Origin of the sequence: Haliscomenobacter sp. (genome assembly GCF_033763495.1) — a bacterium.
Taxonomy (GTDB): domain Bacteria; phylum Bacteroidota; class Bacteroidia; order Chitinophagales; family Saprospiraceae; genus Haliscomenobacter.
The window spans coordinates 1-26719 of sequence record NZ_JANRKL010000070.1; the positions used below are offsets into that span (position 1 = coordinate 1).

The following is a 26719-nucleotide window of genomic DNA, read 5'->3' on the forward strand; positions in this document are numbered from 1 at the left end:
TGATCCGCTGGGCTATCCCGAAAGTTATTACACCCCACCGATGGAAGCGCTGGAGCGGATTGAGATTGTACGGGGGGCAGCCTCTTTGCAATACGGCACCCAGTTTGGAGGTTTGCTCAATTTCCGTTTTCGTAAACCCGACACCTCCAGGGTAGTTAACCTGAGAGCCCGTTTGAGTGGTGGTTCCTTTGGGTTCCGAGGTTTGTATGCTTCTGCTTCAGGAAGCTTCAAAGAAAAGGGGCTCTCCTATTTTGGTTTTTTCCAACATCGGACAGGCAATGGCTGGCGGCCCAATTCCGAGTTTGAAGTCAATACGGGTTACCTCAATGTACGGCAAAGTTTAGGTTCCTCTGCGGCAATCAGCCTGGAATACACTGATATGAATTACCTGGCTCAACAAGCAGGAGGTTTGACCGATACCCAATTTGAACGCGATCCGCGACAAAGTAACCGTGCCCGCAACTGGTTTCAGGTCAAGTGGAAACTGCCTGCTGCTACCCTGGATTGGGATCTGAACGAAAGTACCGCGCTGAATGTTCGCGCTTTTGGTATGGTCTCTGAGCGAGTTGCCTTGGGTAATCTTGAGCGCATTCACGTAGCAGATTTGGGTGGAAATCGCACTTTGATCGACAATGATTTTCGGAATTGGGGCGGCGAAGTCCGGCTACTAAAAGAACTAAACTGGGCTGCTCAAAAACATACATTATTGGTTGGTGGTCGTTATTTCGATGGTTACACGAGTGCGCTACAAGGTGATGCAGATGCCAGCAATGCGCCCAATTTTGAATACCTGAATCCAATGGACTTAGAAGGCTCCAACTTTGATTTTGATAACCTCAATGCAGCGGCCTTTGCCGAATACATCTACCGGGTATCTGAGCGCTTCAGCATTACACCAGGTTTGCGCTTTGAATACATCCAGACAGGAGCCGCAGGTTATTACAAGCAACGGGTTTTCGATTTTGCTGGGAATGTCATTGCGGATACCAATTACACTGATGCCAATAAACGGGCACGGCGTTTGTTGCTCATGGGGATTGGATTTTCCTGGAAAGGGAAAAAAAGTAGTGAGTTTTACGCCAATTTCTCCCAAAACTACCGAGCCATCAACTTCAATGACCTACGGGTAAATAACCCTAACCTGATCGTAGACCCCAAGATTGGAGACGAGCATGGCTTCACCCTCGATGCCGGAACCCGGGGCAACTGGCGCAACCGCATCAATTACGACATTTCCCTTTTCCACATCCTTTATCGAGATCGAATTGGACAGGTACTACGCGCCGATTTGCCACCACTATGCCTCGATTATCGGTACCGCAGCAATATCGCCGATGCACGTTTGATGGGTTTAGAACTTTATCTTGAAGCAGATGTATTGAATTTACACAAATCACTGCGGGGCAAGCATAGCTTATACACTTTTGTCAATGGTGCATTGATCCACACCCGCTATTTTAATGCGGTAGAAAAAGGGATCAACGGCAACCTGGTGGAGCAGGCGCCTCCGCTTAATGTGCGTTGGGGCTTGAATTACCGTTATCAGCAATTTTCGCTGGCTTTTCAAATGACTCATGTAAGCGAACATTTCACCGATGCCAGCAATGCCCGGCGGGTAACGGGTGCAGTAAGCGGCATCATTCCAGCTTATCAGATTGCCGATCTGAGCGCTTCCTGGAAGGCTAAGCGCTATGGCCTGGAGTTGTCTTGCAACAACCTTTTCAATGCTATGTACTTTACCCGTCGGGCCGAGGCGTACCCCGGCCCAGGGATAATTCCTTCAGATGGGAGAGGATTTTATGCAACTTTGGAATATAATTTTTAATCCCCATCGCCACTACTGAAGGTAATGGCAATGCCCAACAAGGATGACATATCACTTTTAAAAAACCGGGTTAACTTTTGCAATTCAGTGTGCAAAGCTTCAAGTTTGGCTGGATTGTTTTTGATTTGTTCAGCCATGTTGGGGGTGGCAGGTACCACCGCGAGAGCTTGTTTTACGGCATTGAGTTGGGTTTCAGTAGAAGCTACCAATTCTTTGCCCCCGACTGTACTCTCTATATATGCCTTGAATCCAGTACCACTCGCCGCAGCGCGGCCATACCATAAGTTCTCCGCTGCAGCAAAGTGAGCCTTCAATAATTCCAAGGAATAGCCGCTATAATAAGCTTCAAGCAAGCGGGGTTCACTTTTGGTTTGACCAGCTCTTTTGCCGAGAGGAACTCCAACTTTAAAGTTTTTCAGTGCTTCGTAGCTGCGCACAAATTCGTTGTACAACATGGAGGTGCTGCTGCCCACATCAGTACCTGCATTTTTGACAAAATCGGTTTGATAAGTTTTCCAGCCATCATTCACAGCACTCACCCGTTTGTGTACATCTTCGACTAATGCCAATAAAAATTCACCTCGTTTGGGTACACTGGAAAATCCAGCAATGACCTGAGCATTGGTTTGGTTTTCACCATACAACAAGTACTCAATGGCCAATAAACCCCGAGCGTCGCGGCTGAAATCGGAGGTATTCCACTGACCTGTACTCACACTGGTTTCAATTTTACTGGCTGCCACAGGGAAAGTACCTATTTCTTCCAGTAAACCTTTGCGAAGGCCTTCTTCACCTGCTGGGCCAAAGTTAAAGTGGTTGGCATTTTGCCAGCTCAGCGCTGCATCTTTCCAGGCATTGCGCAAATTTTGTAAATTAGACTCAGTGCTACTCCCACGGAAAGTACTTGCCGCACTTTGCAAAGCCGTGGTTTTTTCGGCTAAGGCACTGTAAGCTGGGGTAATGATGTTTTTGGTGTAGTGCTCCAACAAAGCTTTACGATCGAAGCTATCGGAATCATCCTTGCTGCCTTCGCCATCACAAGCAAGCAGCCCTAATGCCAGGAACGAAACCTGTAGTGTAATAAACCATAAATTGAATCGCATGGATATTGAAATTTTATAGGCTTTCTAAAAATGTAACCAAAGCAGCACGCTCTTTGGTTTTCAGTTTTTTAAACGCTTCCTGAGCCGATTGTGCTTCTCCTCCGTGCCACAGGATGGCTTCTTCCAAATTGCGTGCGCGGCCATCGTGTAAAAAAAATGTATGTTTATTGACTACCCTAACCATACCAATTCCCCACAAAGGCGGGGTGCGCCACTCTTGCTCACCAGCGGCAAAATCAGGCCGTCCATCCGCAAGCCCTGCACCCATATCATGCAAAAGTAAATCGGTGTATGGACGAATTACCAGATTGCGAGCTTGTACAATAGCGTAATTACTACTGGTAGTGAATTGTTGAGTGTGGCAGGAATTGCAACGTAGGGTAGTGAACAGTTTCGCTCCTTGTTTCACCGTTTCGTCGGTGCTGTTCCGCCGAGCAGGTACTGCTAGCGTACGGAGATAGAAGACAATTTTAGCCAATTGTTCCTCTGAAATTTCTGGCGCGCCACCATTGGGCAGTTTAGTTAAATCGAGCTGTGCACTGGTCAATTCTTCCTGAGGAAACAAACTGGTCGTTAGTCCCATATCTCCATTAAAAGCCCCTGCGGCTTGTTGCCTCAAGTTCGGCATATTGGCCTTCCATCCAAAACGACCAAGCACGAGCCGATTTTGTTCCAGATCCCAAACATAATTAGGTTTTCCCGAGACACCGTCCCTGTTTTGATCCCCCTCATCCGCCTGCGCCAGGATTGCAGATTCCGGGATTGCTTCCAATAACCCTAAGCCGGGCAATTGTTGGGCAATGCGTGGAGAGATCATCAAGTTTGGAGCAAATGGCCCATATTGTGGTTCAGGGAAGTTGAACATTGGCTGGCGAAGCGAATACGTTGCCCCATCCGTATAAGTTCCTCCGATCTCAAGGTAAGTGATTTGCACCTTAGCTTCAGGACGAGCATCGAGGATGGATTTATCCTGCAATTGTCCTCCATAGTTAGGGTCGGGTAGGGGCTCCCCATGAGTCCCTATACCAGGCACACTTAAGCGGATCAACAAACCATTGAGTGGGGCACCTAATACTTCTGGTGGTTTGGCTCGACCATCTTTAAAGTGGCAACCACCACAGGAAGAAGCATTGATCAATGGGCCAAGGCCGTCCAATGATTGCACAGAGGCGGGAGCAGCAACCCAATTCGTTTGAAAAAGGGAATTTCCAGCCACAAAGCGCCCATCCTCTTCAAAAGTAAGAGATTTAGCCTGGCGGCCAAAAGCATTTTCGGAACGATCATAGGTGGTGAAGTCTACCCCAGCAGGCAGATCATTCTCTGTAGCAGGTTCTAGCGGATTGAGGTCGTTTTTTTGACAAGACCATAGCCCCAATAAAACGAAACATCCGACAGCCGCAAGCAGTCGGATGGACAAAAAGAACTTACTTCGAAACGCTCTTTTCATGAATCAAAACTTCAATATGAATCAAAATTTTGCACCCAAAACCAGCGCCAAATCTGAAATCCGGTCGCTCAATTGTTTCAGGCTTTCTGAAGCACTCAACACCACATCAGGTTTGTTGAGAATGGCCTGGTCAAAAGGAATTGGTATTTGGTTGAGTTTAGTTACAGTATTACTCAGCGCGGTTTTTACTGCTGTGGTTTTTGTACCATCCAAATCATTTCCAATGGAGAGGAAACTACGGCCAGTAACCTTACTTCTATCTGTACGGGTATATGCACCTTCCAGGATGTTTTTAATCCCCAAAAAATTCATTTGAATGTCAATGTGGGTATTGTCCGAAAAACAGGAATGTTCATTTTCCTGATCTTTGCTGTCGACCGCCACGAACATGCGTTCACCGGCCAATTCACCCTTGCTCATTTCGCCCAGGCCAGTGAAGATACGCCCCAGAATCTCTCGTGCGTCCGTGGTTTCGGTAAATTCTTTGCGGTATGCAGCACCAGGTTTCCATTCATCTAAAACAGATTTGAGGTCTTCGACCAAAAGTTCGGTTACCACTTTAAGGTATTGCCCACGGCGAGCTTGGTTGTTTGCTGTTCCCCCAGTACTCAAATATTCCTTATAAGAGCGACTGCCAGGGCCAGAGGCGTTAAAATCCTGCCCCCAGAGTAAAAACTCAACAGCATGATACCCCGTAGCTACGTTAACTTCACTTTGTTCTTCGGTAACTCCTCCAGTTTGATTCAAAGAACGCAGTAAATCTTTGGAAATATTGGGGTAGGTGGCAACTTTGTTGATGATACCAGCACTTTCATTGCCCTGCACATAATCAATGTATGATTCATCAAGCGGCCAGGAATTGATTAAACCTTCGGGTCCGTTGTCGTCATCAATAGGGCCACCATAAAAGCGGTAAACTTCAGTTTGACCATAGGGGATGCGGGCTGCTTTCCAGGCATCTTTACAAGCTTGAAAACCAGCTTCGGTAGGGCTTGCTACAAAAGCATTGATCACTTTTTGCAAGTTCAGCGCAGTGCTGTAACTATCCTCGTAGGAAGCATAAACGATTTGAGCGTAAGTTTCGATAGCCTCGGTACGAAGGTCTTCTACTGTGAGGTCTTTTTCACAGGTTAAAAGACCTAATCCCATTAAAAACAACATTGATAAACGATAAAAACGCATCATACAAGCATTTTTGTTTTTGAGCAATAACGCCTGCAAAATTACATTTATTTAGACTAGATATAAACAGCTAAAGTATTCTAATTATAGGTATTAGGCCCTGTTTTTATAGGTAATCCATACCTAAACATAGGTACGGCTCATACCTAATTGCAATCCAATTTAGACATTGTTTATTTTCACCACCTCAGGCACTTAAGGGTATCTTAGGAGTCACCTTAGAAGGAGAGGCGAGTTTTATAGGTGAGGCTATTTAGCCAATTCCCGCTTGATGGCCTCAGTCAATTTTTGGGAATGGATTACATATTTTTTCTCTTGTTGCTGCATCACAGCAGGGTCGTTGCCATCCAAGGATACCAGGGCACCTTCGATGAATTGGATGGTGCCATCTTTGCCTACCAGGATACTTTTGGGATAAGTGGTACCAAAATTTGATTCAATGTAGGGTTGAGCCGCCTGTAGGTGGGTGTAGGTATAGGGGTGTTTTTGAAGAAAGAGCTGGATTCTGTCGGCTTTTTCGGGTGCCATCGCTAAAAAAATGATGTCTTGATCTTGGTATTGGGCTTTGATGCGATTGAGTTCGGGCATTTCGGCAATGCAGGGCGCACAGGAGGTAAACCAGGTGTTGATGAGCATTACTTTGCCACGGCCGATGGCTTCGGTCACTTCCTGCCGTCCAGATTGAGTAAGGTAAAGGGGGGTAGTTTTTTACCGATCCACTGGTCTTTTTTGGATTCCGCAGTGGCCTGGTTTGCGGGGATGGCTTTGAGGCTAAAGCTCAGGAAAGTGGTGTCTTTGCGGGTGGAGAGTGGGGAAGTGTTCAGTTGCACTTTCATTTTGAGGGGGGTGACTTTTTTCTCCAGGTCGAGGCGAAGGGAATCAAGCTGGCGTTGGGTGAGTAGTTTGCCTTCGGGGGTTTGGTATAGGGTGACTTGGGCCTGGATGGACTGATGGGCCATCAACAGGAGGAGGGTAAGGATGAGTTTGTGCATCAGGATGGGTTTATTTATGGATTTTATCAACAGATGAAAGTAAAGTAGAAGCGGGTACAAAAACAAGGCATTTTTGCAGATTTGTGACCACCCCAAATTTGGGGTATTGAACTTTGGGGCTTCAATAAAAAAGGCGAAGCTGGAGCTTCGCCTGCAATAACAACCTTATTCATAGCAATGCATCTTGGCCAAAGCTCCGACTTGCGGAGGGGCAAGGGCGGGAGCTTTGGGGATTTCTTTGAACCGGGGAGAAAGTGAAAAGTGAAAAATGGCTGCCGCAGTAACTTGGATAAAGAGCGAAAGACGAATACAAGCGGCTGCACCGCTTTAAGGATCGTTGAGGTGACAGATGGAGATAAGCCAAAGGAAATGGGCTGAATGGCTTTGAGGGTCACGGGGGTGACCGACAAGGGTTGAAAATGTGAATTTCATAGCTTTTTGTTAAAAATTAAACAAAATTATTATTTTTTAGACATAATGCAAGTTTTTTAGACTTTTTATTTGATGGAGGTTTTACTGTAGTGCGTTATTAAAGTTGGTCAAGTTACACCCCACGCGGAGTATAGCAAAAAAAGAGGCGAAGCCGAAGCTTCGCCTGTACTGTAGTGTGGTACCTAGAACCAATTGTCTATAGCGTGATATCGACTTCAATCCCTTTGCCACGGCTACTGGTGGTAACCGTGGTAGTGGCAGGTTCTTGGGTACTGGAAGTGGAAACAGGAGTTGGGCTGCCTGACAGCAGGAGCTGTAGGAGCAGGAATAGGACGGTGTTCATAGCTTTAGTTGTAAATGGATATTTTGTTAAATTTTACACAATTTAAATATAAATTTAACAAAATGCAAATTTTTTAGACTTTATTCATTCCGCAGCAGTTCCGGGCACCACTCGTGCATGAATTTCAGTCACTGGAAGTACTCAGCGGGGAGTAGGATACAAACCTCCGGCCACGCTACACGAGGATTCCCCGCGCTAGGGGGCTGTGCTTCGACTTCGCTCAGCAACCTACTTAGACTTCGCTCAGCAACCTGCTGCGATGAGCAGCAGCCCGCAGGGCCGAGCCGCGAGGCGAGCCTGGAAGACAGCGACCCGACGCAGGATGGGAGCGCCCAAAGGAAGAAAAAAGGAATCTTGGCCACTCCCCTACCCTGTTTAAAGCGGCTGTTGTCCGAGGGTGCCTCCGTTCATCTTGAGCGGCTTCTTGGCCATGAAGCGGAAGCTAAAAGACTTGGAGGGATCGAAGCTTTCCCAAAAAGCGTCCTCCATCTGGAAAATGATATAACCTACACTACCGTAGCTAGGGTCGCCTTCTTCGATGTGCATGACATAGGTAGGCTTGGCCTGGGTGTCTTGTTGGTAGAAGCGGAAGGCAGCATCCTGGCACCAGGCGGCGAAGTTTTTGGTGATGACCAGGATTTGTTTGTTGGGGGAACCGTCGAGCTTAAAGGAGCGGGTGGAGTCGATACAAACGGTAAGGCTGGGGCTGTGCAGGGGGTACTTCTGGCAGTTGATCACCAGTTCGTTTTTGGCAAAATTGATGTAGCCTTCGTGGGTGTAGGGGCAGGGGTTGGGGCAGTCCATCTGGCCGGAGATGATGCGCTGGGGTGCCTGGTAGAGTTGGGCCTTGCAGTCGGCGTAGGTGCGTTCCTGGGCGGCGGTGGCGGTGTTGAGGCTGGGATCGAAGGTGGAAGGGGTGCAGGCGGCTAGGGCCAGGATGAAGGGGAAAATGAAATGGGTGGTTTTCATAGCAAATGTTGTTAATGATGAATGATGAGTGATAAATGATGAATGGAAGCACTTCGACTTCGCTCAGTGACCAGTGCTTTGCTATGAAAATTTAGGTTCCGAGACCGGAACAGGAGACGGTGCTTCGTGGAGAGATGATGCCAGAGTGGCGGTTTTTGGAGTAAAGATAAGGGGAATTGGGGAATGGGGCAAGGGGGGGTGGCCAGAGCCTTATCCCACGCCTGAAGGCATGGGTTGAGGCTGTGGGGTGGCCTCCCACGGATAAATCCGTGGGTTGGCGGAACTGTAAAGAGGTAACAGGGCACCAGGTATATATGGCTACCGTCATTGTATCAAGTAACTAAATTTGCAATTAATCAAATAATTAAATACATTTGAATGTAAAAATCAATAAATTGATATAACAATTTGCAGTTAACAAATCTATAACTCATAGAGATATACGCGGCTTAATTCAAATTTCAGGATGGTCGTTGCTTAGAATAGCACAAGGGCTAATGCCCATAAAGAAAGGTGAAAAGCAATAGATTATTTTTCCACTGGGCTATACATAAAAGTCAGAACTACTCGCAAAAGGTAAAGTGGTATGTTTTTGCATTTGTAAATGCTTCAAAATAATTTTCAAAACTAAATCTACAATCATGGCACTCGGAGACGGAATTAGAAGAAACATCGCACATGTTTCTGAAGCAGAACGGACTCGCTTTCGGAACGCAATCGTGCAACTCCACAATCGATATTATCCAGACGGAGTTTCAAAATGGGTCAAACAAGACCAAATTCATGAAGCAACACATGTACATGGTGGGTCATCATTTTTACCCTGGCACAGAGAATTATGCAATCGTTTTGAGCAACTATTAAGGGAGATTGACCCTGACCTGTCCTTACATTATTGGGATTGGACTGGAGACCCCAGAGCAGCCAGTGATGGCAGTGGAGGAACGGTCAATCTTTTCACCACTGACTTTATGGGTGAGTCCAATGGTGCTGTAGCTGCTCCTTTTGTGGGGTTTCCGCCAATTACAAGAAACATAGCTGGTGGAGCACCGGCCCCTAGTTTATCTGGTGCAGACACTGATGCGAACATTATCAACGCTACTAATGGGATTGCACAAGCTCAACAATGGGGCGTCATTCGTGCGAAAATTGAACAATCACCCAATCACAATGGCATTCATGGTTATATTGGGGGAACTATTGGGAACGGGCATACTGCTTTTGAAGACCCTTTTGTATTCCTTTTGCATTCAAATGTAGACAGGTTATGGGCCTTGTGGCAAACTCAGGCAGGTGAAGAATGGCGTCTGGATCCTCTTTTTACTTACGGAGATGAAACCAATGATACTAGTATAATTGAAAATATGGAGCCTTGGGCAGGAGGATCAGGGCTACGTCCGTGGGCTTCACCAGACAATCAACAAGTCCTTAAAAACTCCAAACATATTTCCGTAGTTATACCTCCTTGCTATGATACGAATGCTAATAATGCGGTATCCGTTGAAGTGATTAATTCGGGTACCCCTCCAATCATCAACTTCAATGATATTCCTTCAGGAGATACAGCTATAAGAGCCGCCGCTTTCAGGATATATGGCTGCGGAAATGCAACCATTCGTGTAACAGCAGGTGGTGCTCCCAGTACACCTTTCTCAGTATTGCATCCAATTTCGGGTTCAATAGTCGTTCCGCATGCCCATTCGCTACCTTATCAAGAAGGTCGAATTTGGTTAGCATTTACGGCGGGCGCAGCGGGCGTTCCAGTACCTGACGGTGCTGTAACCTTCGAATGTGTAGAAAGTGGACAAATTTTCACCTTCACCTTAAGGGCAAACGCTATTGTACGCCCAAGAGTAGCCGTCATGCTTTCACTCGATCAATCCGGAAGTATGGATGATCCGGCAGGTACCAGTGGTGTAAAACGCATTGAGGTATTGAAAGATGCAGCCAGTACCTTTATGGAAATTATTCCGCAAAACAATGGGGTAGGTCTTATTCGTTTCGACCACAATGCTTATCCTACTAATCATGCCACTTTCCCTGGTTTAAGTCTCAGGAGAATCAACTCCAACTCCATGTTTGACCCTGATAGGGTGGCGGCGATCAATGCTGTCTCAGGGCACAATACCAATCTTTTAGGAAGAACTTCTGTGGGTGACGGATTGCAAGCAGCAAGGACTATCCTTAATCCGATTCCATTAGCAGATTATGAGCACAAAGCGATAATAGTTTTTACTGATGGTCTTGAAAATGAGCCATTAAGCATTGCTGATGTAGCAGGATCCATTGACGACAGAACTTTTGCAATTGGGTTGGGCAATGAAACACAGGTGAATACCAACGCCCTTCGAACCCTTACCAATGGTACGGGGGGATATCTTCTACTCACGGGCTTACTGACCTCTAACATTGACGACTACTTCCGATTGAGCAAGTATTTTCTGCAAATCCTTGCAGGTGTAACCAATAACAACATTGTTCTTGACCCTAACGGCTATGTGGCGCCAGGAATGACAGTTGCTATTCCTTTTCGCCTCAACGAAGCAGATGTTGATGCAACTGTAATATTGTTAACGGATTTTCCTGTGGTTGACCTGGTACTAGAGACCCCAGGAGGAGACTTCATCGATGCGTTGAATGCAGGAGGCTTAGGTGTTGATTATGCAGCTGGAGCGAAAAGCAAAAACTATCGGTTTAGCCTACCCGTTGCATTCCCCAAGGGTAATCACGCTGGAAAATGGATCGCCCATTTAAAAGTTAATGAGAAGGATTACAAAGTATACGAGTCAAAATTACGCGACGCTAAAACTCGTGAAGCGCAATCTTTCTTGAAGCACGGTGCTCGCTATTCACTGGTGGTGAACACGTATTCAAACTTGAAGATGGAAGCATTTATTCATCAAAATAGCCTTGAACCTGGTTCAACGATGACGCTTCGGGCAATATTGAATGAGTATAGCGTACCGGTAGACAATCGAGCATCCGTATTAGTCGAAGTCAAAAGACCCGATCACACCAGTTTTTCGGTAATCCTTAAAGAAGTAGAACCGGGGGTATTTGAACAATCCTTCATTGCCAATATTGCAGGGATTTATACCTGCCGATTTATGGCCCGTGGAGGAACCTTAAGGGGGACTGAATTTACAAGAGAACAGACTTTAACCGGAGCGGTGTTTCAAGGTGGAGATAGAACTGGCAGTAAACCTACTGATTCTGGAATTGATGGAAGACCAAATGGATTATTTGAAAAATGTTGTCAAAATTTGACCAGAATCCTTTGGGGAATACTAATTCTGCTTTTGATTTTAATCGCTTTAAAGCTTAGAGGATAAGCTAGCATTCGAGAACAAAGCACAGCCATCAATTCGTTCTATCCGGACGGATTGTGGCTGTGCAAAATGATTTTTCTAAACCTAAGTATACCTCAACCCGATAGTTTTGTGTACCTACATAAAATCAAGTCGCGGTGAGGTATAAATCAAATTTAAGCTATGCCTTGGACAGTTCCCATTCCATCAGGCGATGTGGTAGCCATTCACATTGCGCTTTTACCAACACCTAACGGTGATGGAGAAATCCTTTTATTTGGCGGTGACAATCACGATATTGCAGCAGCCCGTGCGAATCAAATCGACCACACTGCGCGATTTAATTGCCGACACCCTACACTTGCGGTGATTCCAGTTGATGCACCTGATTTTGATCTTTTTTGTTGTGGTCAAGCCTTTTTGGGTGACGGCAGGCTCTTGGTTGCAGGTGGCACTGATGAGTTTCCTCCTGATGCAGAAGGTATCCATCACGAGCGACATTTTGATGGCCACAGACATGCTGCAATCTATCATCCCAGAACGGGGCAATTGTTGACAACTGCGGACATGAACCCTGAGCCAGGTGCGGGTAGTGCAGGTGGTGGACGCTGGTACCCTACCTTGTGTACAGTAGAAAATGGGGATGTTTTCATTTTTCAAGGCCACCCTAAAGGCGACGATAGACGACATGGCAACAACTCCATGGAACGCTATCAATTGGCTACCAACCGTTGGGTGTTGATGCCTTCATTGGGGACAGTAAGCGGAGACCCTATCTTGTATTCGCGGCTACATTTGCTAAGCGATGGAAGCATTTTTGTGTCCTCCGTTGTAAATGGCTTTGGTCGGAATATTGCCATTAACCCTTTTGATGGCAGTTCCAGAGAAGTTTCGGATTTGCCAAACGGTCGGTACCATGGCTTTGGCTGTCCATCAGTTTTGTTGCCATTGATGCCAAACGATGGCTATCGCAATAGAATCTTTTTATGCGGGGGTGAGCAATCCCAATTGTTAGATGTGGATAATGCTGGGGCTGGCTGGCAAAATGTTCCGCGCATTGGGGCATTGGCAAGCGTTGCACGAAGCAATTCCAATGCAACATTACTACCAACAGGTGATGTTGTGGTCACTGGAGGTGCGAACCCAGACAATGACCAAGCAGGTGTAAACAATCCTGAAATTTATCGGACACCACTGAATCGAGCAGCAAGAACCTATCAAGTGGGTGTTGGTTTTAGCGAAACAATAACTGACCCTGCAACACATCTGCGCAATTACCATTCTTCAGCTATACTGATGCCCGATGGTAGAGTTTGGGTAGCAGGCGGAAATTCACCAGCGCAACCAGGTTCAGCGCCAACAGCGACACAAAAATCTATAGAAATTTACACCCCACCTTATCCTGCTGGCGTGCGACCTCAGATTACGGATTGCCCCTCTGCTATTGATTACGGGGCATCATTTCCCATTACGGTTTCAGACGCGTCGGTGATTGAATCGGTTGTGTTGATGCGCTGTGGCTCAGCAACACATTCCTTTAATGGGGATCAACGTGCGATCTATTTGAATTTTGATGGTGGTGCATCCAACACCCTGACTTTAATTGCACCACCTAACGGACGCGTTGCGCCTCCTGGCTGGTATATGCTTTTTGTGGTGGATAATGCTGGCCGACCCTGTGAATGGGCTTCTTTTGTACGCTTGTCGCATCGAAGTATCCATTTTTTGCTTGACCATAGTACATTTTCCAAACATGAGGTTCAATCCGTGCTCCATACTAGCACAAATGCTCGTTTTTCAAAAGCATTGTACGTTGTACTTGACGGTTATTTGAGAAGTGAAGTAGCCGCTATGCTGCCTGCTGTCCATTTGCATTACGACTCAGCGGCTGGAATAGAGATTCCCAATGTCCAGGTAATTCCAATTGGCCCACCAGCGTTTGAACACAGCGTGGAAGATGTCCCTCAGCGCATTACCTACGCTTGCGATGTTGTTTTCAATGATACTTCACCTTTTGATACTATCGATGCACTTGCTCGACAGCGGACTGCCGTAGCGGTTGCCAGATTTGGCAATCACCGTACAGAAGGTACACTTAGATTGACCCTCAATCCCAACCCGTACCTGGTGGATGGTTCAGTAGAGTGGTTGAGTACAGATTTGCGGGTTTTCAAAATCAAGCAAGGTGAGTATTTTGCTGGAGATAGGTTGTTGGAGCATACAGGCAATGCCGTTGGGTTTGTTCAAACCCTATTGACCCGACTCAACGACGGTTCTTCGGGGTCGCTTTTTGATTCAATTTCGACGGATATTAATCTCAGTCGCCTTGATTTGTCGCCGATTGAAGTGCTTTCATTTTTTCCATTGCGAACAGTAAATGTATATAATTATGCTGTGGCCAAAGTACGTTACCGCTCATTGACTGAGGCTGCGCGTTCAGTACAAGTATTTTTCAGGGCCTTCCAAGCAGCTACTACCGATGTATCCTTCAATCCAGGCACCATTTATCGACGGCAAGGTAATGGTGTAAATGCAGTGCCTTTGCTCGGTAAATCGGGGTCTAGTCAATTGTTGTCCATTCCATTTTTTGCGGATGTACGGGCAACAGGGGACATGAGATCACAAAACAACAACACCAATAAAAAGGATCTTAACTTTGATGCAGGGGGGCGGGAAGTGGCCGTTTACTTTGGCTGTTGGCTGGATATTAACCAAGACACACCACGTTTTCCAAACAATGTAACGTCTGAGGGGCCTTTCAACCCATCACAAATGCGTTCCATCCAAGCTTTGATGCGTGGAACCCACCAGTGTTTAGTGGCTGAAATTCATTACGACTTAGACCCCATCCCGGTAGGTGCAACCCCAGGGAATAACGACAACCTATCGCAACGCAACTTAGTGATAGACCATTCCGACAATCCTGGCGACCAAGATTCACACATTGTGCGGCATCCTTTTGAATTAAAACCAACAAATGGCTATGTATCAACCAGTGAGTTTGGCAAATATTATCAAAACTATGCGCGTCCTGATGAATTGATGATTCATTGGGGTAGTTTACCCCGCAAGAGTGCGATATCCATTTACCTGCCCTCGGTTTACGCAGATGATGTTTTGGCCATTCAAGCATTTTCACGCCTGTCGTCTTCCTATTTAACAAAAGTAGATGAGCATACCATTCGGTGTGAAGGTGAAGCAGATGTTACCTACATTCCGATTCCGCTAAGCAATCAGGGCGAGCCCATCACGGGTTTATTTACAGTTGAGTTGCCCAACAATGTTGTCAAAGGGCAAAGTTTCAATACTGTGGTACAACAAATTGCTGGTCCATCACGGCGTATTATCGGGAGTTTCCAAATGTTGATTCCGGTCAGCACCGCCGATGCTTTGTTACCGGAATTGTCGCAACGTCTGTCTATTCTAAAACACATTCAAGGCTCTATTTTACCAAACGACCGTTGGTATGCTGTTTTTAATCGCTATGTTTTACATTTTTCAAGCAAAATCAAAGCTTTAGGGGGCAATCCAGATCATGTTTTGCCGAGTGCTACCGGTTTAGGGGCTTTCCCAAACCTCAGCAAGGACACCTGGACCTTGTGCATGACTTTGCAATGGACTGTCACTCTTCTTTTGGCGGTTTTGGTCGTAACCATCACACTTGTACCAACCACAATTGCGGCAATTGTTGCCACTGTTTTAGTGGTGTTGCTTTTGGCAATTAGTGGATTTTGGTTTGTCCGTTGCACTCCGAATAGGTATTCCGTCATTAAAGCGATACTCTTGGGGCTCAATATCGGAGCATCAGTTTTGAGTGCGGTCTATCTGTTTAAGCGATTTATAGATTTGCCGTTTTTGTTCAGCATGATTGCCGCTTTATGTCTTGTCAATTTCGCTTTGCTTTTGCTAATGCATTGGGAAGCGGCAAAGGGAAGTAGAACGCCCAAGCTATAAGACCAGCACATAAAGTAGAATTGGCCAGGTAAGTCTCTTTTCCACTTTGTATGGATTGAGGCTACCTGTTGCCAATTTCACTTTGTTGGCCCTGAAACCGAGGCAGAAAATGGTGTGCTTTGGAAGGCGAGATTGTACAGATAAAGAGATAGATATATAACACGGTGCAAGTGTAGCGGAAGTCACACCCACCGAATACGACCCTCAACCACAAAAAAATGCGACTTACATCCTTTAATCCGATGAACAGAAGGAAAAACTGTGCAATGCTTTTTTCCCTTAGGAGTTAAGGTCCAGCAGGGTTTGGCGGTAGAAAGCAGATTGAGATAGATTAATTCTTTACAGCCACAGGGGCAATAAAAAACAGCGCACCATTGATACGGTTCTTCGCCAACACAATAGATGGTGTACTTACGAATATGCTTCTCTTCAGGCAAATCAGATACGCTCCGAAGAGCGTATCTTTGACAATGCCAGGCATAAAGCTTTTTAATCCTATCAAGCCAATTAAAAAGAAATAGAAATCTCATGCCAGTTGGTGTTGGTAATTTTCAGTAAGACTGAGTTCTGGAAGATCAAGTAAAGGCTGCATGTCTCCTCGACCAATGTACTTTGTCAACAGTCCCTTGGGGTGATCATCCGCAGAAGGTTGGAAAGTACCATTCACCAAATCCCAACGCTGCACAGCAAACTTCAGATTCCCGGAGTGACTCCCAATCGGGTAGCGGAAATGGTGAATTCGAGCAAGAAGTTCAAGAACCGCAAAAGCAGCCACTTGCATATTGACACTAATGACAGCGGGGCTATCTACGGGAAGATTGGCAATGTACCCTTCCTTCTGCAAACGCTCATACTCTTGAGGATTAGCCCGATGAAGGCTAATAGCCCTTAATGTTTCAGCCGAATAAACCCTTCGTTCTAGCAAAGATTCACCTGGTTGGAGGTAATGAATGGTAGTGCAAATGTGATCGATACCACCACAGCCATCAGCTAGCAACTTGACTCCCAAATCAAGGTATGGAATGCAGTAGAAGGTAGCCAAGGTATTCAACAGATGCCTACCATCGACAGAATCCATACATCCAAAAATGAAATCGCAAGAAGCCAAGTCCTTGAGTAAGTCAGGATCATCATAAAGGTTGCAAGGATAAGCGTGTACCTTCGTGCCAAAACCTAAGCGATCAATAGCAGCCTTTTGGACATCCACTTTGAAACGGGAACTATCAGCATCCTCCATTGTAGCATTAAGGATGCGGTTGAGGTTTTTGACTTCGATGCGATCTGGGTCGATTAGGTACAAGTCCCCTACCCCAAACCTGGCCAATTGTTCAATCACCGGGCTACCCGTGCCGGAGCAACCAACTACGGCAATGCGCATTTTCTGTAATTGGCCAATGGTCCCTTCTCCAAAAGCCTGGATTGAGCGTAGAGACTGTTCAGGTAAAGGTTGGGTAGTGTCTTGGTGATCCCAAAAATGCAGGTCATCTCCAATGAGTCGGACACGGTCAATGGGGGTAAAAGTAAGATCAGGTTCGATGAACCGTCCAAACAATTTGCCATCGGGCAACATGATCAGGCTAGCGTGAGGGCCATCGTCGTTGACCCAACCGTAGACAGAGTCGAATAATTCTACATCGGATTGGGTATCCAAGTGGGAGAAATAAGCAGGCCCATCTGGATGGCAGTGGATTTTCACTACTGAGAGGTGCTTTTTTCTGGCTTTTTCCAGATGTTCCTTGACCAATTCGGTCGACCAATGCACCAAATCAGGTGCGCGTGTATGGCACTGATCGTAAGGGATGGGAATAAGCTCATGGACGATTAGGCCTCGCCGCTCAGCCGTGATGCTTCTTCCGCACAAGGCGATGGCCACAGCTTCCTTCTTGTCTCCAGGAAATAGATGAGCTCGGAGCGTACGGTAGTGTAGCTCACTGATGTTCAAAAAAGTTTTCATAGCTTCCGAGGATTAGTGGTGGTTTAATTCACGTTCCAGCCAGTGAGTGACCTGGCTCAAATGAGTTGAAACATCATCAATTCCTGGACGCCAAGGGTTGGCGGGAGTACGGTGGCGAGACCAACGTTGGTAGTTTTTCCCTTCAATAGATTGAGAAGCAAGCGCACCAATCGTGCGACCGTTTTTCAAGTTAAGTGCAGGGTGGAAATACACCATGTCGATTTCTACAGCAGGAAAAGAAGGTGGAATTTGCAGAGCTAGATCAGCTTTTTCGCAGTTATACCCTAAAGGTATTTGAAAGTTGCGGATAATGAGCCAGTGAGTTGAGCCCTCACGAATTGTTTCCCATTGATAGTCGTTTGCTTCAAGAAACTCACTATCTGCTTCGGGCATTAAAAAATCAGAGCGCCCAGGGCGCCCTTCAGTTTGATCGAGTGGAATGGTCGCAAACCGCTCCATTCCGCACGTTGCCAAATCAACAGTTTCATCCAGTTCAACTTTTTCGACTCGACCAAAACGGAAGAGTTGATTGAGTTGGAACCTTTCGGGCGGTGTTTTTCCAGCCAGTAGTAAAAGTTCTCGACCAGTGATCATTTCACTTTTTACAACATAATTTTGGCGATCAATCTTGATCGCGTAGTGGCGGCCACGGGGAATTTCTTTACCCTCGTTGTTGTAGGCTGCCACGTCAATTGTTTCAGCACTATTTGCTGTGTCCATGGTATACAAATTAAAAATGAATTGTTTCTCCTTCGCTCTGCCCCGGAAGGATTAGGGTTTCATTGCTGTCAAAAAGGAAGTACTTTCTGATCAGCAAATGCTTTTTGTCTTGGTTACTCAGCGCAAGTATAGATTTTTTATGTTGACAAGTCAAGTTATTTTCTTTAAATTTGTCTACAATTTAAATACACCCCCAATTTTCATTTAGTTCCATGCCGTTCAATTTTTTTTGATTTTTTTCTTCTTTCTCCCCATGAAGTGGTACAATTGCACAATTTCTTGGTTGTACTGACCATTATGATTTAGTTGTTTAATCCCATGTCATCTCCAATTCTTGATCTCCGGCAGGTTTCGCTTCTGACAATGTCACTCATGAAAAAACCAAAATCCTGCACATGAAAAATTTCCCGGAAAGGCTAAAGTCTGCTCGCTTAAAAAGCGGGATGTCGATTCAAGACCTGGTGGATCGATTGGATAACCAGTTGTCCAAACAAGCGATCAGCAGGTATGAAAATGGCGTCATGAAACCCAATGGGGAAAACCTGGAGTTGCTGTGCCAAGCCTTGGGAGTGGATGAAGCATATTTTAACCGGGATATACAAGTAACACTCAGCGAACCCTCTTACCGCAAGCTCAAAAGGCTGAGCAGTCGGGACCAGGAAATGATTCTACAAATGGCCGTAGATCACCTTGAGCGTTATTTGGAGCTTGAATCGTTGTTGGGAGAAGAGCCTACTCTAAAAGTAGCATTGAAAGAATATCGTGTCAGCACCATTCAAGATGTGGAAACTGCAGCGGAACACTTCCGGGAAAAGTTGGGATTTGGTGAAGACCCTATCATCAATCTCATCAACCGCCTGGAAGAAGAAGGCATTAAAGTGGTTGAGATCATAACACCACTTGATTTTTCAGGTTTTGCGACAGTTATGAATGGTCAATACCCAGTAATTGTGCTCAACAACAGCCCAGAAGTCCCGACTGATCGTAAAAGGTTTACGTTGGCCCATGAACTCGGTCACCTCTTGCTTGATTTGGGCGAAGGCATGGATGAAGAAAAATGTTGCAACCGTTTTGCCGGAGCCTTGCTCATTACCCAGAAAAAAATGCGTGAGGAACTGAGATCGCCTCGGCACAACATACATATCCGAGAGTTGATTTTGTTGAAAGAACAGTACGGCATTTCTTTGCAGGCTTTGCTTTACCGTGCCAAGGACCTAGAAATCATCAGTGACTACATTTATCTGGAGCAAATTAAGATGTTCAACCGCTTAGGCATCCGTAAACAAGAGCCAGGAAAATTTAATTATGAGGAACAATCGCACCACTTTATGCAGTTGACACTGCGGGGTGTCGCTGAAAAAATCATTAGCCATACTAAAGCGGCGACGTTGAACAACATGAAGACAGAGGAGTTTACAAAGTATTTTATGGATGATTTTACCTGAGCTATAGCTCGATTCCTCTCTGTTTTCGATATAATCTCAAAGCAAAAAGCACATTAACGGGCATTTTGTAGATGTGACAGCGCCAAATAAATACTTTTATATTCAATAAAATAGTAAAAATTATTTTTTGTTTTCATTGCAAAAAAACGTATCTTTATGCATCCGTAAAACAGCGTGTTGATCGATGGTGCAGCCAGCTAATGTAAATATTTATGTTCCATTTTCTCTATGTGATCTTGTCGTTACTGATAAGTTTTTCGCACCTTTCCGTCTCTATCTTTTTCTCAAATCTACCAGTTACGGGCAATTAAAAATAACACTGGCTAAAAAACAAGAATTAGCTGCGGCGCTTCATGTCACAGTTAGAACCATCAATAATTTATTACACCAACTTCAAGAAAGAAACTGGATAGGACACAACACTAGAACTGGATGGTATTTTGTTCGCGGTTTTATGAAAATAGGGCAACTGGAAGGACTGACCGGAAAACAAGCAGTTGAGTTAGATGTTCATAAAGACCTCTCATCCAAAGAAAAATTTCAAGCATTCGTTGTTGGAGCGATTATTGGTCGTTTCGCAAGAAGTAGCAGATACAAATGGCGGGAACAGCACAAACGTGGGTCAGAATACAATAAGGGGAATTCTAAGCACAACCCACAAACTGCTCCTTCCTTTTTTCCTGTTTCTTGTGAATCGATAAGAATGGCAAAAGATCCTGTACATCCGCCACGCATGTCGCTCTCTACTGCATGGAAATACAAGCAACTTGCCCACAAATATGGATTTATCGATCTCAAGCAAAACTTGGTTCGTTTACCTCTGGGCAAAGATGAGTCGGAGTGTGACGCCCCATTTGCTGGGGCGTACAAGAAAGCAAATCCAGAAGTGGCCGACCGCGTTCGCATCATTGATGGAAAGGTTTATCTTCAGGAGCCGGATTTGGTACAAGAGCGGATGAGGTTTGTCAGAAAGTGGAAATTCAGCAAAAATATATCTCTATCTGCTAAAAGACATTCCTAAAGCATAGATATAGTTGGGGTATTCCCCCTTAGGTATCCCCCTTTATTATGTTTCGGTTTTTTTCCTATGCTGGGTTGTAACAAGTAGGAAGTTAATTCACCAATCTTTTAAATTTGCAAAAACAGCGTAATTTCGTAACCCACCACCTCATTTTTCCGTTTCCTGGGTAAAGAGGGCACTATGGCCATTATTCTTCCCCACGGGGTACTGTTTCGAGGAGGTGCCGAGGACTATTCTTCATGAATGTATATGCATAAAGTGCACAAGCGACCAAATCGACTTATAAAAAGGTAAAAATACTATAAGGCAAGACAGAAGCCTAAGTCAAAAAGTCTGAAGTCTGGTGATGTAAAATGTAAAAGATTATGAGGTTACTGTTGTTCTGGCAAGACGGAAACCTAAATTATCTATGTAATGATCCGGAGTATCGTCACGCCTATCAGATACGCCAGCAAAAACTGGATCTACATCATATGATCCCCCCCGGCGAACTCGATACAATCCTGTATCTAAACCTTTAGGATTTTCTCTTATGTGATTTTGGGATTCACCATACCAATCCCAGCACCATTCCCAGACGTTGCCAATCATGTCGTAAAGTCCCAATTCATTGGGCTTCTTTTGGCCTACAGGCTGGGTTTTACTGCCTGAATTATCCCTACACCAGGCCACTTCATCCACATTATTGCTCCCTGAATATTCGAAGCCCTGGTTTTGTCGCCCGCCCCGTGCAGCGTATTCCCACTCTGCCTCAGTAGGTAGGCGGTAACCATTGGCTTGCCAGTTGGGGCTTACCTGTTGCTGATTGATTTGGTACACCTCTATGAGCCCTTCTTGTTGACTGCGCCAATTGCAATAGTGTGTAGCATCATACCAACTGACATTAATAACTGGTCGCTTACCCCTACCCCATCTGACACCGCTGGGTAAATCTCTGCCCGTTGCCTTGCAGAAAGCGTCATATTCGTCAAAAGTGAGTGGGTACTTGGCCATCAAGAAATCGCGAAGGGTCACTTGGTGGGCTTCATCTTTCTCCCCCATTAGGAAAGTTCCGCCTTCGACCAGCACCATGTGCTCGGGGACAATCAGCTTAGGCAAAATGATAGAGGGAGGCACTAGTTGCTCGTCGGGCTTTATACCAACTGATTCACGAAGTGCATACACCAAACGCTGTGCTTCTTTCAAATAAGGGCTCTGGGGGTTTAGTTGGATGTAGCGTAACAAGGGAGCCTGCCGGGTTTTGGTTACTTTGTCCCATTCCTCTTTTTCCTCCAAGATGTCCAGCGCATCCAGTGCTAAATCACTGTATTTGCTCCGGGGATATTTGTCATAAAAATCGGTATAAGCCTTGATAGTATTGGTAGTTAGCGCCTGTTCCCAGGCCATTTGCTCATATTCCGCTGCATCACCAAAATAATACGCAGAAATTAGCCCTTTAGCAATCACTACATATTTTCCATTCGGGTATTTGGTCAAATACTCATTACAGCCCTCCGTAGTATTCCACAAGGCCTGCCAAACAGCCTCCTCATCCTCCCGAAAATAGAATACCATTTGTCCGCCATCATGGCCCGGAATGCGCAAAGGCGACCCCATGGGCGTCTGTTCCGAATTGGCAGCCACCTTCTCCAGCACCAGGTCACAAATGCGCATAACCCCAGGCGGCTGGTCCGTTTTGCGCAGTACATCCAGCAGTGCGGTAGCAAAGGGGCTGTGGGTACCCGGGCGGCCATCACTCACAATCTCCTTTTTGCCAGAGGTGAGTCCCCAGCGACTGGGTTCGGTATCGCGGCGATCGCCTGTGAATTTCTCTTTGCTTTTGTCGATGAAGAGGGAGCCAGAAAAGCAGGAGTCGGCAATGAGGAAAGTATGGAAACTTTTGATCTTGCTGAGGTAGCTTTTGATGGTATCGTTGGAAAGGTAATCAGGCCAGTCATCGTCGGAAGTACCCGCTTCGACAGGAACCCAGTTGCCGCCAAAGTGGTCATCATGGCGACCGTGGCCACTGAAGTAGACGATAAGGTTGTCCTTGGTGGTGACCGTTTTGATCAGGCGAAAAAATTCTTGTTCGATGCGTCTTTTGGTTGCTTCGGTATCTTTGATGAAAGTGACGTTCGTGTTTTCAAAATTGTAACGGCTGGTCATCAGGTCGATGAAGGCTTCGGCATCGCGGACGGCGTTGTTGAGTTTGGAGCAATACTGGTAGTCGTTGATGGCGATGGCCAGCAGGTAGTTGGTGCCTCGGGGGGAGGCGGCGGGGCTGCTTTGTCGGTCTTTGCGGACGAGGTCGCGATCGGCCATGTGGTGTGTTGGGTTGTTTAGGAAGGTGAATATAGGAAATAGTTGAGAAAATTAGTTCATTCGAGTCTTTTTGCGAATTGGAATAAATCCATCCCTTTTAAAACCCCCGAATTCGGGGGTTTTAAAAGATGCCAATCCTCCGATTCCGGTTTGGATAGGATGCAAAGATAACGGGTGATTTTGTTGGTCTAAGCGCTAGTCTAGGGTGGCTTCAGGTCGGAAGGAAGACAAAAACTTAAAATTTATTTTTATTTAAAAGTCCACAAAAAATAGTAAATTTAAAGCATCATCTACCAGAAGTCAGGACATGGAATATTTGATTTTGGAAAGTTGCGATGCTGGCAAAAACCGGCGGCGGCGGTATGCCATTCAGATCAGTGGGACTGGAGTTACATGGAGCATCCGTACCCGGTGGGGTCGGATTGGCGCTTCTTTAAAGGAGCAAACGGAAGAGGTCAGTGATGAAAAGAAGCTGCGGAGCCGGGTACAAAGCATTCTGCGCAAGCGGGTGCGGCATCGGTACCATGTTTGTGAGCAAAGTGGGGGCTTCCCGGAGGTGCCTGCGTTGGGGTTACTGGCGGAAGAGAAGGTAGAGGTGGGAATGCAGCTTCGATTCTTCCACTAATAATAAGTTCTGCGTTTTGACGAATATCTGCAGCCTCCCCTTCCAAATCCAATTATGGGTTAAGTTTTTTCGGTTCATCGGGCTGTTTCAAGCCTTTGGTCACCCCAGGATCAGCAAGCAATCCCATTTGATAAATGGCCACCTCGTTGAGTTTTTCCAGGCGTTCATCCTGTGATAGTCCTTCTTTGATGAAGTGAGCATTGAGGTTTTCCAAATTTGCCAGGACTAGCAATTGTTCAGTACTTGCGTAATCTCGGACATTCCCTTTGAGTTCGGGGTTCATGGCCTGCCACTGCTTGGCAGTGAAACCAAACAAAGCGATGTTGAGCATATCTGCTTCGCTGGTGTAGACGATACCTGCACGCTTGGGATTGGAGATACGCGGCGGAATAAGGTGCATTTTGACCGCCTCAGTGTGGATGCGGTAATTGATTTTGGCCAGCGTTCGTTTAACGTTCCACTCCAGTGCCAGCTTTTCGTACTCTTCGTGTTTCAGTCGATCAAATTCACGAACCACATACAACTTGAAGAGGGGGCTCAACCAGGTGCAAAACTCCAGCGCAATATCTTTGTGGGCAAAAGTGCCGCCACCACGGCCAGCTTTGGCAGTGATCCCAACTGCGCCAGTACGTTCTATCCATTTTTTGGCGGAGAGCATAAACGTATTGAGACCAGCCTGACTGGCAATCTCTTTGAAAGCTGCCTCGTTGAAATGAGGGTTATAGATTTTCTCCCACATACCTAAAAATTCAACCGTATTGCGATTGCGAAACCACTTTTCAACTAGTCCAGCCCCTCCTTCAAAGTTTTGAGTAAGATCGGTCAAGGAGATGAAGTCGTTTTGGTTGTCAGTTAATAGCCTGATTTCAGTGCCTTCTACGGTGATGGTTGTTTTCTTTGCCATTTGTTCAAGATTAAAACCCCCGAATTCGGGGGTTTTTACGAGGTGAAAATCCCCCAGTTTCTGTTTGATTAGAATAACTTCATTCCAAAGTTAAAACAAAGTCATTATAAATTTAAAATAACTTTATGATAAAGTCACTTTAACTTCAAGAAAGATCAATTTTGCCATTGTAGTCCACAAAACCACTGTAGCGTTGATTTTGAGGAATCACCACTCCGGAGGAAAAACTGGACAAAAAATCCTCTGTCGCCAACTCTCCAGTTCGATCATTGTCGAAAAAAGTCAGGATGCGGGTGTAGCGTCTTGCCTGGAGGTAAGACTTAGCCCGCTGGAGGAATGAAATGGAGTTGAGGATGATGACATCTTCGGGCATCCGGAGGCGTTTTTCCTCGGTCAGGTAAGTCAAGAAGTCCATAATCCCTTCAAAAACGGAGACCACTCCCCTACCCTCTTCACCCGGGACAAAACTCAGGTCTTTTTTGCCAATGGAAGATTTGAAATAAGGATTGCGGATTTCGTAACCACCGGAGACGTTTTTGATGCCCGCCGCGAAATAGTTTTTTCCGGTATTCGTATTGATGAAGTGAACCTCCTTCAAGTACAACTTGGCCACCGCCTCATCGATGCCACGTTGGGCAATGTAGGGCAAGGACATTTTCAGTGGAGTGACCCGTTTCAGTTCCAAAACGGGGTTTTCAACCTGCGCTACGGAGTCAAATAAAGCCCCCTGAGGCGATTTCTCCTCCTGAGCGGTACTTGGAGCCATTCCGGCCTTGAAAATAGCCTCAAGAAACTGCAAAGCTTCCTGAACGTGATTAAAGCCCTTGTAGCGCATCACAAAATCGATGACTGTGCCCCCGGTATCCCCAAAATCGTTCCAGATCCACTTGCCGCCCAGGTAGGACGTGTGGAAGCTGGCGATCATCTCCTGGCGGAATGGAGAGAGGTACCAATACTCCTTGCCCCCTTTGGTGATTTGAGTGGGTTGGTACCCCAGTCGCTCCAACAAAGCAGGTAAGGAAAGTTTTTTGGCTTGGTCGCTGTTCATCGAAAGTGGAGTAAGAACATGCACTAATGAAGTTGATTTAAAGTTGAAATGAAGTTAGATTGAGTTTAAGATAAGTTCATTTCAACTTTAAAACAAGGTTTGAAACAGAATTATTCCTGGATTCTGGTCAATTTTTCGGCGATGGCCTCCATGATCCAGGTATGACGGGAGAGTTTGCCCGGGCGACTTTTCACGTTGCGGTCAATTTCCTGCAAAGTCTGAGGGTCGATGCGCAACTGGACAAAAATGAGTTTGGAATTGTCGACAAGCTCTTCTTTAGCTGGTACTTTGAGATCGGGCGTGGGCGTAGCTGGCATTTCTGTCACACTTCCCTTATTGATGAGGGCATCGAGCATCTTCTCATCTACTTCCGTTTTCCGTTTGGATAATGCCATGGTGGAGATGATATTTTGATTTTAAAATCAGGTTGAAATAAAGTTAAAATAACTTTATTCTAAACTAAAAACGACTTTATATTAAAGTCATTAGCTGACAATTTCCTTTTCGACGACAGCCAGAATCTCGGCAAACAGCGCGTTCGTTTCAGCCACTGCCTTTTCGTTTTTGGGTTTGAATTCGGTCACGATGAGGCCAGAAGCAGCAGCATTGGCAAAAACCTTACGTTCGTGCAGGGGACTTTGGAGGACTTCCAGGATACCCGACTCCTTGATGTACTCCCGAGCTTCGGATAAGTCCTTTTCGTTGCCATCCACGCGGTTCAGGAGGGCGTAGGCTTTAAGATCGGGATTGACCATGCGCATTTCATCCACCAGCTGAGTAACCAGCTCCAGCGTCCAGATGTCGAAGGACTTGGGTGCAAAAGGAGCGATGAACAGGTCGGCGACGGTGAGCGCAGCCCGCTGGCTGGCGGTATCGCGGCCACCAGCGTCGATGACGATGTCGTCGAAGCTAGGTTTGAGCTTGAGTACTTCGTCGCGCACGGCGCGGTCGGCCAGTTGGATGGAGGTGAATCCGGTTTCGCCTTTGGTGTCGGTGCGCCAGCGGGCAAACTCGGTTGCAGTGGCCTGCTTATCGGCATCGACCAAGAGTACTTTTCTACCACTGTTGGCAAGCATTGCGGTGAGTGTGACAGCCAGGGTAGTTTTGCCACTACCACCTTTGATTCCCCCAATTGTGTAGATCATA

21 protein-coding genes are annotated in these 26719 nt (G+C 46.0%); 6 read left to right on the forward strand and 15 right to left on the reverse strand.

What is annotated here, in order from left to right; genetic code table 11:
* A partial coding sequence (locus SFV55_RS08030; protein WP_320028969.1) for a TonB-dependent receptor family protein occupies positions 1-1825 on the forward strand: 1825 nt, incomplete at its 5' end.
* Here the strand turns inward: SFV55_RS08030 and SFV55_RS08035 are convergent.
* The 7 genes from SFV55_RS08035 to SFV55_RS08065 form a co-directional block, all read right to left on the reverse strand.
* Positions 1822-2928 carry an imelysin family protein gene (locus tag SFV55_RS08035; RefSeq protein ID WP_320028970.1) on the reverse strand — a complete coding sequence of 369 codons (1107 nt, stop codon included), beginning with the start codon at positions 2926-2928 and terminating at the stop codon, positions 1822-1824. The genes SFV55_RS08030 and SFV55_RS08035 overlap by 4 nt on opposite strands.
* 13 nt (positions 2929-2941) lie before the next feature.
* Positions 2942-4375 carry a di-heme oxidoredictase family protein gene (locus tag SFV55_RS08040; protein ID WP_320028971.1) on the reverse strand — a complete coding sequence of 478 codons (1434 nt, stop codon included), beginning with the start codon at positions 4373-4375 and terminating at the stop codon, positions 2942-2944.
* Between the two features lie 21 nt (positions 4376-4396).
* On the reverse strand, positions 4397-5560 hold the full coding sequence (locus tag SFV55_RS08045) for an imelysin family protein (RefSeq protein WP_320028972.1): 1164 nt from the start codon (positions 5558-5560) through the stop codon (positions 4397-4399).
* 246 nt (positions 5561-5806) lie between these two features.
* Positions 5807-6223, reverse strand: coding sequence for a TlpA disulfide reductase family protein (locus tag SFV55_RS08050; protein WP_320028973.1), 417 nt, complete (start codon positions 6221-6223; stop codon positions 5807-5809).
* Positions 6220-6549, reverse strand: a complete 330-nt coding sequence (locus SFV55_RS08055; RefSeq protein WP_320028974.1) for a hypothetical protein — start codon at positions 6547-6549, stop codon at positions 6220-6222. Before SFV55_RS08055 ends, SFV55_RS08050 begins: the two co-directional genes overlap by 4 nt.
* A gap of 628 nt (positions 6550-7177) precedes the next feature.
* Entirely contained in the window at positions 7178-7324 is a 147-nt protein-coding gene (locus SFV55_RS08060) for a hypothetical protein (RefSeq protein ID WP_320028975.1), read from the reverse strand.
* Between the two features lie 375 nt (positions 7325-7699).
* Positions 7700-8293: a hypothetical protein gene (locus SFV55_RS08065; RefSeq protein ID WP_320028976.1), complete on the reverse strand. Its 594-nt coding sequence runs from the start codon at positions 8291-8293 to the stop codon at positions 7700-7702.
* Between the two features lie 641 nt (positions 8294-8934).
* Here SFV55_RS08065 and SFV55_RS08070 point away from each other — a divergent pair.
* Complete coding sequence (locus tag SFV55_RS08070) at positions 8935-11625, forward strand: tyrosinase family protein (RefSeq protein WP_320028977.1); 2691 nt, start codon at positions 8935-8937, stop codon at positions 11623-11625.
* 159 nt (positions 11626-11784) lie between these two features.
* Positions 11785-15555 carry a galactose oxidase early set domain-containing protein gene (locus tag SFV55_RS08075; protein ID WP_320028978.1) on the forward strand — a complete coding sequence of 1257 codons (3771 nt, stop codon included), beginning with the start codon at positions 11785-11787 and terminating at the stop codon, positions 15553-15555.
* 182 nt (positions 15556-15737) lie between these two features.
* Here the strand turns inward: SFV55_RS08075 and SFV55_RS30175 are convergent, their stop codons facing one another.
* The 3 genes from SFV55_RS30175 to SFV55_RS08085 are packed head-to-tail and all read right to left on the reverse strand — an operon-like array spanning position 15738 to position 18229.
* On the reverse strand, positions 15738-16085 hold the full coding sequence (locus SFV55_RS30175; protein WP_413776696.1) for a DUF6527 family protein: 348 nt from the start codon (positions 16083-16085) through the stop codon (positions 15738-15740).
* Complete coding sequence (locus SFV55_RS08080) at positions 16082-17509, reverse strand: ThiF family adenylyltransferase (RefSeq protein ID WP_320028979.1); 1428 nt, start codon at positions 17507-17509, stop codon at positions 16082-16084. The genes SFV55_RS30175 and SFV55_RS08080 overlap by 4 nt, the downstream gene beginning before the upstream one ends.
* 12 nt (positions 17510-17521) lie before the next feature.
* Entirely contained in the window at positions 17522-18229 is a 708-nt protein-coding gene (locus tag SFV55_RS08085) for a multiubiquitin domain-containing protein (RefSeq protein WP_320028980.1), read from the reverse strand.
* A gap of 395 nt (positions 18230-18624) precedes the next feature.
* On the opposite strand from SFV55_RS08085, the gene SFV55_RS08090 reads away from it, so the two are divergent.
* The gene (locus SFV55_RS08090) at positions 18625-19674 is read left to right on the forward strand and encodes an XRE family transcriptional regulator (RefSeq protein WP_320028981.1); all 1050 of its coding nucleotides are present in this window, start codon (positions 18625-18627) and stop codon (positions 19672-19674) included.
* A gap of 184 nt (positions 19675-19858) precedes the next feature.
* Entirely contained in the window at positions 19859-20695 is an 837-nt protein-coding gene (locus SFV55_RS08095) for a hypothetical protein (RefSeq protein WP_320028982.1), read from the forward strand.
* Between the two features lie 363 nt (positions 20696-21058).
* Here the strand turns inward: SFV55_RS08095 and SFV55_RS08100 are convergent, their stop codons facing one another.
* Positions 21059-22996, reverse strand: a complete 1938-nt coding sequence (locus SFV55_RS08100; protein ID WP_320028983.1) for an SUMF1/EgtB/PvdO family nonheme iron enzyme — start codon at positions 22994-22996, stop codon at positions 21059-21061.
* Positions 22997-23303: 307 nt separating this feature from the next.
* On the opposite strand from SFV55_RS08100, the gene SFV55_RS08105 reads away from it, so the two are divergent.
* Positions 23304-23621: a WGR domain-containing protein gene (locus SFV55_RS08105; protein WP_320028984.1), complete on the forward strand. Its 318-nt coding sequence runs from the start codon at positions 23304-23306 to the stop codon at positions 23619-23621.
* A 52-nt stretch (positions 23622-23673) separates the two neighbouring features.
* Here SFV55_RS08105 and SFV55_RS08110 read toward each other — a convergent pair whose 3' ends face one another.
* The 4 genes from SFV55_RS08110 to SFV55_RS08125 form a co-directional block, all read right to left on the reverse strand.
* Complete coding sequence (locus SFV55_RS08110; RefSeq protein ID WP_320028985.1) at positions 23674-24525, reverse strand: KilA-N domain-containing protein; 852 nt, start codon at positions 24523-24525, stop codon at positions 23674-23676.
* Positions 24526-24670: 145 nt separating this feature from the next.
* Positions 24671-25573 (reverse strand): toprim domain-containing protein, encoded by a 903-nt coding sequence (locus SFV55_RS08115; protein WP_320028986.1) that lies wholly within the window; start codon positions 25571-25573, stop codon positions 24671-24673.
* A gap of 110 nt (positions 25574-25683) precedes the next feature.
* Positions 25684-25968, reverse strand: a complete 285-nt coding sequence (locus SFV55_RS08120) for a hypothetical protein (RefSeq protein WP_320028987.1) — start codon at positions 25966-25968, stop codon at positions 25684-25686.
* A 90-nt stretch (positions 25969-26058) separates the two neighbouring features.
* Positions 26059-26719: AAA family ATPase (locus SFV55_RS08125; RefSeq protein WP_320028988.1), on the reverse strand; the 661-nt coding region annotated here is incomplete at its 5' end.